Annotated in this window: 13 protein-coding genes; 4 read left to right on the top strand and 9 right to left on the bottom strand. The window is 64.8% G+C overall.

The genetic code is table 11. The features are described 5' to 3' along the window. Positions 1-5 precede the first annotated feature (5 nt). A complete protein-coding gene (locus DY023_RS01865) occupies positions 6-1,763 on the bottom strand; it encodes a tyrosine-protein kinase domain-containing protein (RefSeq protein ID WP_116240647.1) in 1,758 nt (585 codons plus the stop codon). Beyond that, the gene (locus tag DY023_RS01870; protein ID WP_181905680.1) at positions 1,733-3,118 is read right to left on the bottom strand and encodes an O-antigen ligase family protein; all 1,386 of its coding nucleotides are present in this window, start codon (positions 3,116-3,118) and stop codon (positions 1,733-1,735) included. The genes DY023_RS01865 and DY023_RS01870 overlap by 31 nt, the downstream gene beginning before the upstream one ends. 85 nt (positions 3,119-3,203) lie before the next feature. Between DY023_RS01870 and DY023_RS01875 the strand changes: the two genes are divergently transcribed. Further along, on the top strand, positions 3,204-4,280 hold the full coding sequence (locus DY023_RS01875; protein ID WP_181905681.1) for an acyltransferase family protein: 1,077 nt from the start codon (positions 3,204-3,206) through the stop codon (positions 4,278-4,280). A 4-nt stretch (positions 4,281-4,284) separates the two neighbouring features. On the opposite strand, the gene DY023_RS01880 is transcribed toward DY023_RS01875, so the two are convergent. Next, on the bottom strand, positions 4,285-4,971 hold the full coding sequence (locus DY023_RS01880; protein WP_147303241.1) for a nucleotidyl transferase AbiEii/AbiGii toxin family protein: 687 nt from the start codon (positions 4,969-4,971) through the stop codon (positions 4,285-4,287). Beyond that, positions 4,964-5,590 (bottom strand): hypothetical protein, encoded by a 627-nt coding sequence (locus tag DY023_RS01885; RefSeq protein WP_116240651.1) that lies wholly within the window; start codon positions 5,588-5,590, stop codon positions 4,964-4,966. Before DY023_RS01885 ends, DY023_RS01880 begins: the two co-directional genes overlap by 8 nt. A gap of 172 nt (positions 5,591-5,762) precedes the next feature. Between DY023_RS01885 and DY023_RS01890 the strand changes: the two genes are divergently transcribed. Continuing rightward, positions 5,763-6,023, top strand: a complete 261-nt coding sequence (locus DY023_RS01890; RefSeq protein ID WP_116240652.1) for an acyltransferase family protein — start codon at positions 5,763-5,765, stop codon at positions 6,021-6,023. On the opposite strand, the gene DY023_RS01895 is transcribed toward DY023_RS01890, so the two are convergent. From DY023_RS01895 to DY023_RS01910, 4 genes are all read right to left on the bottom strand, one after another. Further along, entirely contained in the window at positions 6,020-6,421 is a 402-nt protein-coding gene (locus DY023_RS01895; protein ID WP_181905682.1) for a VanZ family protein, read from the bottom strand. The genes DY023_RS01890 and DY023_RS01895 overlap by 4 nt on opposite strands. Before the next feature lie 77 nt (positions 6,422-6,498). Further along, positions 6,499-8,166, bottom strand: a complete 1,668-nt coding sequence (locus DY023_RS01900) for a choice-of-anchor G family protein (RefSeq protein ID WP_147303242.1) — start codon at positions 8,164-8,166, stop codon at positions 6,499-6,501. Positions 8,167-8,359: 193 nt separating this feature from the next. Beyond that, positions 8,360-8,806 carry a VanZ family protein gene (locus tag DY023_RS01905; RefSeq protein WP_116240655.1) on the bottom strand — a complete coding sequence of 149 codons (447 nt, stop codon included), beginning with the start codon at positions 8,804-8,806 and terminating at the stop codon, positions 8,360-8,362. 43 nt (positions 8,807-8,849) lie between these two features. Next, entirely contained in the window at positions 8,850-9,950 is a 1,101-nt protein-coding gene (locus DY023_RS01910; protein ID WP_181905683.1) for an acyltransferase family protein, read from the bottom strand. A gap of 300 nt (positions 9,951-10,250) precedes the next feature. On the opposite strand from DY023_RS01910, the gene DY023_RS01915 reads away from it, so the two are divergent. Together DY023_RS01915 and DY023_RS01920 are read left to right on the top strand one after the other, a co-directional pair. Next, positions 10,251-11,312, top strand: coding sequence for a glycosyltransferase (locus DY023_RS01915; protein ID WP_116240657.1), 1,062 nt, complete (start codon positions 10,251-10,253; stop codon positions 11,310-11,312). Between the two features lie 162 nt (positions 11,313-11,474). Beyond that, the gene (locus DY023_RS01920; RefSeq protein WP_116240658.1) at positions 11,475-12,233 is read left to right on the top strand and encodes an alpha-1,2-fucosyltransferase; all 759 of its coding nucleotides are present in this window, start codon (positions 11,475-11,477) and stop codon (positions 12,231-12,233) included. Here DY023_RS01920 and DY023_RS01925 read toward each other — a convergent pair. Next, complete coding sequence (locus DY023_RS01925) at positions 12,230-13,138, bottom strand: glycosyltransferase family 2 protein (RefSeq protein ID WP_181905684.1); 909 nt, start codon at positions 13,136-13,138, stop codon at positions 12,230-12,232. The genes DY023_RS01920 and DY023_RS01925 overlap by 4 nt on opposite strands. Between the last annotated feature and the right edge of the window lie 10 nt (positions 13,139-13,148).

A 13,148-nucleotide genomic window follows, 5' to 3' on the forward strand; every position in this document is an offset into this window, starting at 1 on the left:
TCGGATCAGCTCCGGGTCGTACGCCGGTGCGCCCGCTTGGGCTCGACCTCGGCCTCGCGGAGGAACTCGTCCACCTCGTCGTCCGCGGCGTCGTCGTCCGCGGCATCCGCGGGGTAGAGCTCGGCCGCGACTGCCGAAGCGGAGGGCTCGGCGGTGGCGGGCACGCTCGTGATCGGCGCGACGGGGGCCTCAGCGACAGGTGCCACTGGTGAAGCTGCCTGTTCGGAAGCCAGTGTCCGCGGTTCGGCGGCGGGCTGCGGCGCGTCGGTGACGACCGCCGGCTGCACGGCCGGGCTGTAAGCTGCTGCCGCCGGCGCAGGGCCCGCCTCGGCCGAGGCATCCGCCGATGCCTGCCTCCCGCGCTTCCCGTGCCGCCCACTGGTCGCCCCGTGCGACTGGTAATCGTAGGTGTACACCGACGATTCCGAGCCGGTCACGGGAGCGCGGTTCAGCACGACGCCGAGCACCCGGCCGTGCACCTTCTGCAGCGCGAGCATCGCCTTCTCGACCAGGTCGTAGGTGGTCTTGCCCACCGAGACCACTACGAGCGCACCGTCGGCCTGATGCGCCAGCACCGCGCCGTCGGTGACGGCGAGCAGCGGCGGGGCGTCGATGATGACGGTCGCGTGCACGGCGAGTTCGGCGAGCATGTCCTTCATCCGCTCCGACCCGAGCAGTTCGCTGGGGTTCGGCGGGATCGTCCCGGCGGTGAGCACGGCGAGGTTCGGCACCTGCGGCGAGCGCTGCAGCGCCTGGCTGAGCTCGACCCGTCCTGCGAGCACGTCGGTGAGGCCGATCGGCGAGGTCACGCCGACGGTCTTCGCGACGGTGGGCCGGCGCAGGTCGCCGTCGACGAGCACGACGGGCGAGCCGCCGGCGGCGAGCGTGGCCGACAGGTTCGCGGCGACGGTCGACTTTCCCTCGCCGGGCAGGGCGCTGGTGACGACGATGACGCGGGGCGGGTGGTCGACGTCCATGAACTGCAGGTTCGTGCGCAGCACGCGCAACGACTCGCGCAGCGCGAAGCCTGCCTTCGAGCCGGTCTGCTCGTCGGTGAGCAGCCGCTGCTCGGCATCCACCTCTTCGCTGATCGGCAGGGTGGCGACGACGGGCACGCCGAGGTTCTTCTCGACGTCGTCGGCCGCGCGCACGCGCCGGTCGGATGCCGCCCGCACCAGCGCGAACGCGATGCCGAAGCCCAGTCCGAGCACGCCACCGACGAGCATCGCCATGCGCTTGTCGGGGAACGAGGGCGAGGTCGGCAGCGCAGCCGATTCGGCGAGCACGACGTTGATGGGGGCGGTGCCGGCCGCGCCGGTGCCCTCGCGCTCGTCGACTGTTGCGCTCAGGCCGTTCACCCAGGCCTCGGCGAGGTCGCGGGCGGCTTCGGGGGTCGACCCGCTGGCGGTGATCTTGAGGATCGGGGTGCCGGCCGGGTTGTCCACGACGATGCGCTGCACGAGCTGCTCCGGCGGCACGTCGAGCCCGAGCTCTTCGGCGGCCTTCTCGGCGACGTTGCGCCACTGCGCCATCTCGACGAACGTCGGCACCTGGTTCCTGGTGAGGACGTCGTTCGCGCCCGGCGTGAGCGCGACGTCGGGGTCCTTGGGGGTGATCACCGTGACCACGCCGCTGGCGTCGGCCTGATAGACCGGTGCCTGCATGGCCGCCCAGCCGAAGCCGACGGCGACGCCGAGCACCGTGAGCAGCACGATGCCGATCCAGTGCCGCTTCAGCGCCCTGACATAGTCGCGGATCTCCATCCGGCCCCCTGTTCCCCTAGATTCTCGATCTTAGGAGAATCATCGCTGTTCTCCCTGTGCGAGGCCAGCACCTGTGCGCCGAGGCACACCCCGGCGATGACGAACGGGATCGACACCTGCGCCGACACCCAGAACAGGTCGAACTGTCCCTGCACGATGCGCGAGAAGACGGCGGTGAACGCGAGCGCGCCCAGAGCGGTGTGCTTCGACCAGAACTTCCAGAGCACGACGAGGAATCCGATCCACATCACGATGAAGCCGGCGAGGCCGACGAGCCCTGCGGATGCCACCACTTCGAGCTCTGCCTGCGGCGGCTGGAAGTTGGCGGTCGGATGCACGTACCAGTAGCGCAGGCCGTGCCCGAAGATGGGCGAGTGCTTCCACAGTGCGTAGACCTCGCGGAACCACTCGAGGCGCTGGTAGGTGGAGTTGAACCTGTTCTGCGACTGGATCTGGTCGATCACGCTCTGCACGATCAGTACGGCGCCGGGGATGGCCAGCACCGCAACGAGCACCTTGTGCCGGCTGGCGCCGGAGCGCAGGGTGAAGATCAGCATCGAGAGCAGCAGGCCGATCGCCGCCTGCCGCGACTGGGTCAGCGCGATGCCGACCAGCATCAGCCAGAAGACGGGAACGGTCGCCTTGCGCGGCAGGTCGGCTGCGGCGGGCTTGATGAAGGCGATCAGGGCGACCAGGGCCATGGCGCTGCCAGCGAAGTTCTTGTGCATCGGCCAGGGCCAGAGCGGGTAGATCGACTGGAAGCCGTCGGTGACGAACACCACGACAGCCGTCGCGATCGTGCCGAGGGCGATCACGGCTCCCATGACGAACATCAGCAGGAACGCCGTGCGCATCAGACCTGCGCGCCCGACTCCCCAGCCGACGAGCAGCGCGCCCGAGATCAGCAGCCAGGCGTGGAACCACTCCACGGTGTTCTGCGGGAACGGATTGACGATCACCGTGAGCAGCGTCGTGAACTGGTAGACCGCATTGAGCCACAGCAGCGCGCGCATCGTCGGGCTGAAGTCGTGCCGCGACAGCAGCACGACCGTCATGAAGGCCAGGGCGAGGGCGAGGTCGGAGACGGTGAGGTCTCCCCCGCCGAACCCGACGCGAGCGGTGACGAACACGGCCGGCACGGCCAGCATCGGCAGCGCCATCGGATGTCGTGGGGTGAGTGCCACGCCGATCACGAGCACGCCGAGGGCGATGGCGTCCACCGCACCGGACGCGACGTCACGGTCGAGCGCGAAGTACACGGCGAGCACCGCGGCCACGGCGAACAGCACCCACCGCCAGACGTTCGCCCAGAGGTCGGCGAAGAAGGCCTGCACTGCGGCGCGCCGAAGCGTCATGGCAGCCCCCTTCCCCTCGTCGTCAAGTATCGCACCGGGGGTGCGGCCTGGGAATGCGCGCGGCGATATGCTCATCCCGATTCAGATGAGCATCCATGACACGGCCGCACGCCCGGCACCTGCGATCAGCGAATACGTCCCCGCGCTCGACGGCATCCGCGCGATCGCCGTGCTCGCCGTGTTCCTGCTGCACCTCGCCGCCGCGTACTTCCCCGGCGGGGCGGTCGGTGTGGACCTGTTCTTCGTGCTCTCGGCGTTTCTGATCACGGGCCTGCTGATCGCCGAGTTCGAGGCGAGCGGAAGGGTGCGATTCGGAGCCTTCTACCTGCGCCGCGCGTTCCGTCTGCTGCCTGCGCTGGTGCTGTGGCTGATGCTCGCGTCCGTCACCGCGATGCTCGCGGGTGAGGGCGAGAAGGTGCCGTGGAGCGTGACCGGTGCCCTGTTCTACTTCAACGACTTCCTGCAGGCCTGGACCGACTGGGTGGCGACCGCCTTCGACCAGTCGTGGTCGCTCAGCGTCGAGGAACAGTTCTACTTCGTCTGGCCGCCGCTGCTCGTCCTGGTTCTGCTGCACCGCTCGCGGGCGTTCCAGCGCTGGTTCATGCACGTATCGGTGCTGGCGGCCGCGGTGGTGCCGTTCACCGGGCCGAACTACTTCCTGCCGACGGGGCATCTGCTGCCGCTGGTGATCGGATGCTGGGCGGCCGAGCAGCGCGCGCGGGGCTGCACGCCCTGGGTGGCGGCGCTGGTGCGGCAGGCGTGGGTGGGGTACGCGGCGTGCGCCGTGTTCGTGGTCGCGACCCTGTTCGTCGTTCCGAAGCTGCAGTCCGTGACCTTCATCGCCGTGTCGGTTGCGACCGCCGCACTGGCGCTGCGGATCACGACCGGACGAGCCGATGCCGTGACGCGGGTGCTGGGTTCGCGCGTGCCGGTGTGGATCGGCGCACGGTCGTACGGCATCTACCTGTACGGACTGACGCTCATGCAGCTCGTGCCGCTGCTGATCCCGGGGATCGAGCTGAAGTGGGCAGCGCCTATCGACGTCGCGCTGACGGCGGTCGTCGTCGCCGCATCTTATCGCTTCGTGGAGTCACCGATCCGTCGGCGCGGCAGGGACTGGCTGCGCAACCGTGCGAGCCGCACGCTGCCGGACGCGGCCTGACGGGTTAGAGGCTGCGCGTCGCTGGGCCAGCTTGCTGACCGTAAACGAGCGATTCCTGCACCCACGCGCGCCTCAGTGCCGCGAGTGTCTTCTGGTCGTCCTTGCTCGGTTTCGCGAGATCATGGATCAGCCTGAACATCTCGACGACGTACTGGGGGATGTCCGCGACGCTCCCTGCCGTGGCCTCGGCGAGGATGCGCAGCGCCACTTCCGCATCGACGCCCTTCTTCAGCAGCGCAAGCAGCTCACGTGCGTCTTTCGCGCCCTTCTCCGAGTGCGGACGATCGAGAAGGGCTGCCAGCTTCGTCACGGCATGCGCTTCGATGGTCAGGAGGAGCCACGGAGGCGCGATCTTGTCGTCGACATACTTCGCCAGTACTTCCACCTTCAGCCGCAGGTGCATGCCGAGCTGGGATTCGTGGGGAACGTAGATGTCGAGGTGGACGCCCTCAAGTTCACCCGTGAACTTACGCCCCTGGTGCACGGTGTTGTCGGTCGCGTCCGGGAGAACCTGCGGGATCCTGTGGCGTGAGTCGGTTGTCACGATGAAGTCGATGTCGTAACTGATCTCTCCGCCGACGCGGAGGTGCGTGGCCCATCCGCCGATCAGGATCGAAGGGTCAAGCTCCTCGCCGAGATAGTCCAGCACCAGGCGAAGAGTCTCCTCGACCTCTGGCCTTCCTTCATTCACCGGTCGGCTCCTTCTGATCCCAGTCCGCCGCGCCGAAGAGCTCGCGATGCAACGCCAGACGGAACTCGCTCGCCTGCCACCCGGGCAGGGCGAAAAGATCAGCGTAGGTCTGCGCGCGGCTGGTGAAACCCGACCGCCAGGTTCGTCGCCCGACGGCGTCTCGACTGACGACTCTGACTTCTTCCCCCGCGGGCAGAATCAGTGGCCAGTCGTCAGTCAGGTTCTCATCGACGTAGGCAAGCCGGAACCCGACATCCGCCACGGTGTTCCGCCCGCCCAACCAGTGGATCGCCGCGTCGGCGCCGCCCAGTGTGATCGCCTCCGGCCGGTGCGTGAGGAGGTCGTTGACCGCACGCCGACTCGTGACCGCAAGAGTGTCGTTGATCAGATTCCGGTACCCGCACAACTGGATCAACACCTTCTCCGGCGACAGCACTGTCACTCCTCCGCGCCGGCGCACCTCGACGGCGCCGATGTCGACGAGTCGGCGGAGGGCATGATGGGCGGCGCCGTTCGCGAGATCGGCGGCGTCGGCGAGCACCGTGACGTCGGGCCACGTCCGGCGCCCTTCGAGGGCGCTGTCTGCCAGGGTGCGCCAAAGTCGCTCGGTCTGCTTCACGCGAGAAGGCTATCAGGAAAAACTTGATTCAGAATCAGGTTTTTTCTGGATTCAGAATCAAGTTTTTCCTGAGCTGACTCGTCACGGTCGAGCGGGAGGTACGCGGCAAGCACCGCGGCCACGCCCGACCGCCGCGCTGGCGCTGCGGATCACGACCGGACGAGCCGATGCGGTGACGCTGGTGCTGGGTTCGCGCGTGCCGGTGTGGATCGGCGCACGGTCGTACGGCATCTACCTGTACGGACTGACGCTCATGCAGCTCGTGCCGCTGCTGATCCCGGGGATCGAGCTGAAGTGGGCAGCGCCTATCGACGTCGCGCTGACGGCGGTCGTCGTCGCCGCGTCTTATCGCTTCGTGGAGTCACCGATCCGTCGGCGCGGCAGGGACTGGCTGCGCAACCGTGCGAGCCGCACGCTGCCGGATGTCACTTAGGCGCGCCGCCGCCTGGCCCTATAGGCGATCGCGACGATCGCCAGGCCGATACTCGCGCCGATCACGTTCGCGACGACGTCGAGGATGCTGGCCGTGCGGCCGCTGATGAACACTCCCTGCACCGTCTCGATGACCGCCGAGACGAGCGCTGCGCTCGGCACGGCGAGCCACCGTCGCGCGGGCAGCAGCAGCGCAAGAAGGATGCCGAGCGGCACGAACAGCAGGATGTTGGCACCGAACTCGACCCGCTCGTACGTGATGAACGGGATCGTCGTCTCGAGCATCCGCCAGAACCGCGACGGCACGGCGGAGTCGACGTGCTGCGGCCAGAACGCGATGAGGGCGAGGACGATGGCGTAGATGCACGCTGATGCCGCGAGCAGCGCTTCCCGTCTCACATGCCACTCCGATTCGCTGCCTGCAGATGAAGGGGCAGACTCATCGCGAGCCGGCCCCTTCACCTACCGAACGACGGTCAGGCTTGTTCGGCGTGCGGCCCGACCGAGCCGCGAGCGAGGAACAGGTCCAGAACGTTCAACGCACCGACCGCAGTGAGCCCGAGTGCAGCCACGTCGTAGCGGCCGGCCGGAAGCGCTTGCGCTCCACCGGCGTTCCACCGCGCCGGGCCGGGCGTGTGGTTGTACGGCGTCTGCGGGTTGTTGTTCTCCTCCGGAAGGTTCTGAACATTCAGCGTGATGTTGAGAATGTTCTTCAGCGCGTCGAAGATCGAAGCGAGCAGCTCGTTCAGGGCGACGAGCGCGACGTTGATGACACCGCCGGTTGCCAGCAGGCCACCCTTGATGATGTTTCCGACGGTCGCCAACGCGGCGTTCGTCACGGGTCCGTTGATGACCGGGAGACCAGCCAGCGTCGCCGTGATCGTGGCGGTTCCGTTGAGGAGGTCCGCGAGCGTCCCGGCAACCTTCAGAGTTGTCGCGCCAAAGAGAATACTGAAGGAGATCTCCACGCTGACGTGGCTGGCGATGCGCGTGATGATCTCATTCTGGATCTGAGCGAGCTGGTTGCTGAGCGTATCCGTCGGCAACGCATAGTCGACGAACAGGATCGAATTGGCTGGGAGCGAATTGGCCATAGACGACGACCCGCCGGGAAAGGCTGACCCCAGCAGCGAAGCGACATCGATGGTCACGGTGCCGCCGCCGAGGTCCGTGACGATGGCCGTGCTCGAGCCTAGCGGGCTGGAAGTCAGGGCCGTCGTGATCTGCCCAACGTTGGCGCTCACCTTCACCGTGGGCTGAGCAGCCGCGGCCACCAGCGCAGCGACAACATCACCGATCACGGGGATCTCACCAAGCGCGTCAAGCAACGCATCGGTGTCGACGTTGAGGTCTGCGACGTTGACGCCAGAAGCCACTGCGGTGACGATGTTGCCGATCAGAGGCGAAGTGAGCAGAAGTCGAAGGTACGCAACAAGATACTCGCGAGTCAGGTGGTAGCCGTCGGGGGTGACCACCGTGTTGCACATCTGCTCGAGGATCGCGCGCCCGGCGACTGCACCCACGTCGAGAGTGAGGTCAGTGACGTTCGCCAGGAATCCGGTCGTCGCCGACCCCAGCAACGGGGTCAGGAACTGCTTCAGATTGAGGCTCGCCACCTTCGGGTATCCACCGCCAGGCGCGACTCGTATGGTGCCGTTGTCGGTGACGTATCCGGAAGCGCCCCGCGAAAGCCCGATGCTCTCCGCATAGCTGTACTGGTTCAGCAGCCCGGTTCCGTCGGGCGCGCTGGCGATGAGACCCAGCAACTGCGAGACGGTCGTCGTGAGGCCCGTCGCCGTTACGGTGACCGCCCCGAGCGCCGTGAGGCTGAGCGGGTTGTCATGAATGTCGGGGTCAGCCTCGGCATTCGGCCCGTGGATGACACCGGTCTCAGTGACCTGATTCGGCACCGAGGCGATGACACCGTTCGCAGAAACAAGCGTGTCGAGGTTGAGGTTGAAGAGTCCCCCGCTGAGCATCTTCCCGCGACCGATTGCGCTCCAGCGTCCGGGGGCACAACTCAGCGCATACGCGGGCGCTGCCGTCGCGACCATGACGGCCGGGACAGTCCACAGTGCACCTGTCACGACTGTACGACGAGACATCCCCTTTGAAGGAACGACAGATTCGACTTCTTCGCTCATGAAGCTTTTTCCCCTGTATCGCACTGCTCCGGACGATCCCTCCGTCAACAGACGAAGGCCCTCGCACTCCCACACGAGGCAAACAACGAGCCCAACGCTCCCCGTCAGCGATCAGAGTAGCCGCCTCAAAGGAATCTCGCAAAGCGGCGTGATATATGGGACTCGATGCCGTCCGCCGTGACGCGCGGTCGCATCACCGCCTGGCACGTCGCGCGATCGCCTCCCCCAGTAGCACCAGCAGGATGCCGGCAGCTGCGCCCGCGGTGTTCGCGACGACATCCCAGACCGAGGCATCGCGCGGAAGCGCGATGAACTGCACGAGTTCAATCGCCGTTGCCCCCGCGAGCACGGCGAGAACCCACGCCCACCGCGGCACGCGCGACCAGATCAGTGCCGCAAGCGCAGCGGGCACCGCAAACAGCAGCATGTTCAGTCCGGCGTCGTACCACTCCAGACCGACGAACGCAGGAGCACCGAGACTCTTCCCGAAGTAATAGAGCCACACGACGAACCGATTCAGCGCCCACCCGATCGGCAGGAAGACAACCGCGACTGCGCCCAGAAGGCAGACGCCGAGCAGGGACGCTAGCAGCGGATGCTGCTTGAGCTGCGCGCACGCGGAGGCGGCCTGGTCGGTCATGGGGACATTGTCGCAAGACTTCAGCGCCACTCAGTCGCGAACGTCAGTCGGGAACAGGATCAGATGCTACGGCCCGCGCCTTGCGGGCTGCCCACACATCCCGCATGCGGTCGAGCCAGTTTCGCAACATCCTGCTCAGCGTAACTTCACCGACGCGCCACACGACCCACGCCACCACAAGCGCGACGACCAGTGCGAGCAGCATAGCGACATCGCGGCCGACGTAGGGCCAGGTGAGCCGGATGACCAGATAGCCAACCAGCGAGTGTGTGAGGTACAGCGAGTAACTGACTTTGCCCAGCCATTGCACGGGCGCGATCGTAAGCGCGGGAACGCGCGGCACCGCCACGACGACAAGGAACAGCGCGCAGATGCCGGCGATGATCCCGGCGGCCAGCGCGGAATGCAGTAGATACGCGTTCACGACGGCGATTGTCGCGGTCATGAGCGAGAGCCGGCTCACGCGGCCATCTCGCCGCGCCAACGAGGCCAAAGCGCCCGTCGCGAAGAGGGGTGCGAACTCGGCCAGTGTCATGTTGAGAACCAGTTTGACTGGCGTGGCGACACTTGCCGAAGCCAAGCCATGTGCGACCGGCATCACCCAGAACGAGATCACCAGCCCGATGAATGACCAGCTGACTGCACCAATACGTACTTGACGATCGGTGAGCCGACATTGAGTAAGAACCAGCGCGAGGAAAAGCAGCACGTAGAACTGCATTTCGACCGCCAGGGTCCAATACACATCATTGACGTTCGGGACAAGAAACCAACGCTGGATCATTGTCAGGTTCGCCGCAATGACAGGGGGAGAAAGCGGCACGAGCGGCATCGCGATAGACGCTCCGACGACTACGGCGATCAACAATGAGATCCAATAGGCCGGATAGAGCCTCGAAAGCCTCGAGCTCACGAAGTCGAACGGGACGCGAATCCGTCTCGCTGAGAATAGGATGACGAAACCGCTGATCAGGAAGAAGAGCTGAACTCCGTATCCGCCCCACCACGCGTCGAAGAACGAGTTCGGGTCCGATGGATAGGGTGCGTTGTACGAACCGGTGTAGTGCGATGCCACAACCGCGAGCGCCGCGAGACCACGCAAACCGTCGAGCTCGCGAAATCGGCCTCCGCCCGCCACAAGCATGCTACTTTTCCCCATAAGAGCCCCCAAAGCCCATCGCCCCCAGGTACGGTCGGCACTCCCCGAGCGACCGAGACAGCGGTCCCATTCTAGCCGCCGGATCGAACTCACCACTGAGGTTGGACTTCCCCCGCATGGGATGGGTCAGGTTTCGTGCCGCCACTCGTGCCTGCTCTGTTCCAGCTTGACGAGGCGATCACTCCGGGTGTCATGACGCGATGGACAGGATCACCCACCGCGACCGCCATACATACTCGCAGTTGACCGGCACCCTGCGGGCTGGGCTTCTGGGAACATGTCTTTATGCGTCTCGTGTATGTGTCTCCTGGACCCCTCGATGCGAAAGCCGTCGAGGGACTCGAACAGTACGCCGCCACCTGGCCGGGAACGATCATCGCGCTGATCCCAGCTGGGCACGCCGTCGAAACTGAGCCGTCCGGCATTCATACGGTTCCGGCCAAGGTCGCCGACAGACTTGATGCCGTTGCCAGCCTTGATCCTGACGTCGTCCTCGCATTGCATAGGCCTGAGAACATAGGCCTGACGCGCATCGCTCCAACTGTCCTCACCGCAGAGGTAACGAAGCGCATACGGACCGACCTACTTCGGGTCAGCGCACGGGGCGCCATCAACCACGCCAGGATCAAGGTAGGGCAGACACGCCTCGAACACACGTACCGAAGCATGTCGCGGTCTGCCGCCGGGCTTCAGTGCAATGGGTACGCGGCATGGGATGCCTACGCAGGGCTCAACGCCAATCCCATGCGCTTCCGCGACCATCGAATTCGTGAGTCCGATCTCACTCTCGCAAGGGAGCGATCTACATGGGATGGGCGCCGACCTCTGCGCGTCGTCTTCTCCGGGCGAGTAACAGCCATCAAAGGGCCCCGGACAGTCCTTGCGGTTGCTGCGCTTCTCCCCAATGTTGAGTTCGTGATCCTCGGCGAAGGCGATCAGAAGGATGAGCTAGCCGCAGTTGCCCCCTCCAACGTTCTTTTTGAGAGCTTTCTGCCGTTCGCGGAGTGGACGTCCTATATGCGCGAACACGCCGATCTAGCTTTGTTACCACACCCGCAAGGCGATCCCTCCTGCACGTACTACGAGGCGCTGGGATGCGGCGTACCGGTGATCGGCCTTCCGAACACGACCTGGGCACAACTCGCTAATGCCGAGGGGCTCGGATGGGCCGAGCCTGATGCCCGGTCTTTGGCAACACGCATTCAAGTTCTCCGTCCGGAGGATCTACATCGTGTGCGACAACGCGCTCTCGCCACGCTCGAACCCTTCGAGCGCGTCGCGGCGCGCAGAGTTTCGCACCTCGTTGAAGTCGCTTCGAGTAGCACGCGAATAGCGAAACGCCCATGAGCAAAGAAAACGCAGACCCTGGGATGCCGTTGGCTCCCCGCAACGGAAAGGCACACAGTGACGCATCCCAGCGTTGCCAAGATTAAGTCCACAATATACGCGACCGTTAGACGTGGGCCCCGCGAAATTCTTTGGACACCGGATGCGATACGTGGAGGGAATTTGCTCTATTACTGGCTCCACGCATTCGCCCAGAGATCGCGGGGAATTGACTGCCTCTCGCTCGAAGTCGCACATTCGGCGGAGTGGATCGACTACTTCCCCACCATGGCGTCTCTAAACGTCAAACGTTCAGAAGTTCGCCTCGCCGATCGCCGGGTAGTTCCCGGCCCGCTTCAAACCTTCGGCATGGATTTTACATCCGCCGAACTCGACGCCTTCATCGAGCTGCACTTACTCGACTCCCGAAGCATGCTGACGCAAATGACTTCTCCGCTCCAAGGTCTGTATGATCTCACGATCAACGTTCGACGTGGCGACTATTACTCCGTTCCCAAATGGCGAGGCGAATACTCCTTCGACGTCGTTGAGTACGTCCGTTCTGCCTTGGAACAAGTGTCTGCCCAGCGGCCCATCGATCGGATTCACGTGGTAAGCGACGACCCTGAATGGTGCCGCATCAAACTTGGATGGTTGGGTGATGTGGCTCCCGTTTCCAGTCCGCCTGATAACGGGACGCCACTGGACCATCTGGCTGCGTTGACCGCATCGCCCCGTTTGATTCTCGCCAACTCGACGTTCTCCTATTGGGGCGGATACCTCTCCGAATGGCTACATCGCGGAGGCGAACAACCCCACCCCAAATCTGAGATCTGGGCACCCGCGTTCCATAACCGGTTCTTCCCGGATGGCGGCAGAGCCACACAGCTCCATCCGAATTGGCATGTGATCGAAAACATCCCTGGCGGCTGGGATGGTTAGCGGCCTATCGCCGTGCGGGCCAGATGATATAGGTATGCGGGAACCGATCCAGCGCCGCGTCGAGCAGAGTGCATCAACTCGAGTTTCTGACTTGTCGACATGTCAGTGTTCGCCGCCCGCTTGGCAAGCTCCCACCGGGCGCTGGCCACTCGTCGGCCTAGCCCATCTTCCGTTATGGGGAAATTCCTCAGTGCGGCGTCGTGCGCAAGAATGAAGCGGGGACTCGTGGACACGAAGCCGACGGCCCCGAGTGATGTGCCCAGCCGTCGTACGGCGACCGCCGGCTCCTCGAGCGCCTCGAATGACCATCCCCCGGCCGCTGCCCTCGTCAGGAGTTCATAGTCCTCAAAGAAGATCCTCTCGTCGTACCCGCCGAGACTCCGCAGGGCGTCCGTGCGCATCATTATGGATGCCGCTGGGATCCAGTTTGCCTCGAACAAGCGCTCCAACAGACTCTCGGGGCGATTGAAATCTGGCGGCCAGGGATACTCGATGCGGGATGTCTCGAAGAGCACGTTTGATTCGTCGTCAATGACAACCGCATCGGTGTAGGAAAGCTCCGCTCCAGTCCTTCTCATCAACTCGATCTGGCGTTCCAACCTCCCTGGAAGCATCAGGTCATCCGCAGCGATGTATGTGACGAACTCCGTGCGAACATGCTCCAGCATGGCGTTCAGGGTGGGGGTCAACCCTCGATTATGCGCGTTCGGATAGAACTCGAGAAAGCCGTCAAAGCGCTCGCCATAAGTCTGCACGACGGTGCGTGTGTCGTCCGTTGACGCGTCGTCGGCGACAAGGACTGCCTGAGGCGCCAGCGACTGCTCGCGAATGCTATCAAGACATTCAACGAAGAATCGGGCGTGGTTGTATCCGACCACGATGACCGTGGTGTCTGAACTGCGCAACCCCTGCATC

It is taken from the genome of Microbacterium bovistercoris, assembly GCF_003387575.1.
In the GTDB taxonomy this organism is placed as follows: domain Bacteria; phylum Actinomycetota; class Actinomycetes; order Actinomycetales; family Microbacteriaceae; genus Microbacterium; species Microbacterium bovistercoris.

Coding starts and splice junctions, on each gene's coding strand:
- DY023_RS01900 (WP_147303242.1), bottom strand. CDS start 8,166: ATGAGCGAAGAAGTCGAATCTGTCGTTCCTTCAAAGGGGATGTCTCGT.
- DY023_RS01915 (WP_116240657.1), top strand. CDS start 10,251: ATGCGTCTCGTGTATGTGTCTCCTGGACCCCTCGATGCGAAAGCCGTC.
- DY023_RS01905 (WP_116240655.1), bottom strand. CDS start 8,806: ATGACCGACCAGGCCGCCTCCGCGTGCGCGCAGCTCAAGCAGCATCCG.
- DY023_RS01875 (WP_181905681.1), top strand. CDS start 3,204: ATGAGCATCCATGACACGGCCGCACGCCCGGCACCTGCGATCAGCGAA.
- DY023_RS01870 (WP_181905680.1), bottom strand. CDS start 3,118: ATGACGCTTCGGCGCGCCGCAGTGCAGGCCTTCTTCGCCGACCTCTGG.
- DY023_RS01865 (WP_116240647.1), bottom strand. CDS start 1,763: ATGGAGATCCGCGACTATGTCAGGGCGCTGAAGCGGCACTGGATCGGC.
- DY023_RS01910 (WP_181905683.1), bottom strand. CDS start 9,950: ATGCTTGTGGCGGGCGGAGGCCGATTTCGCGAGCTCGACGGTTTGCGT.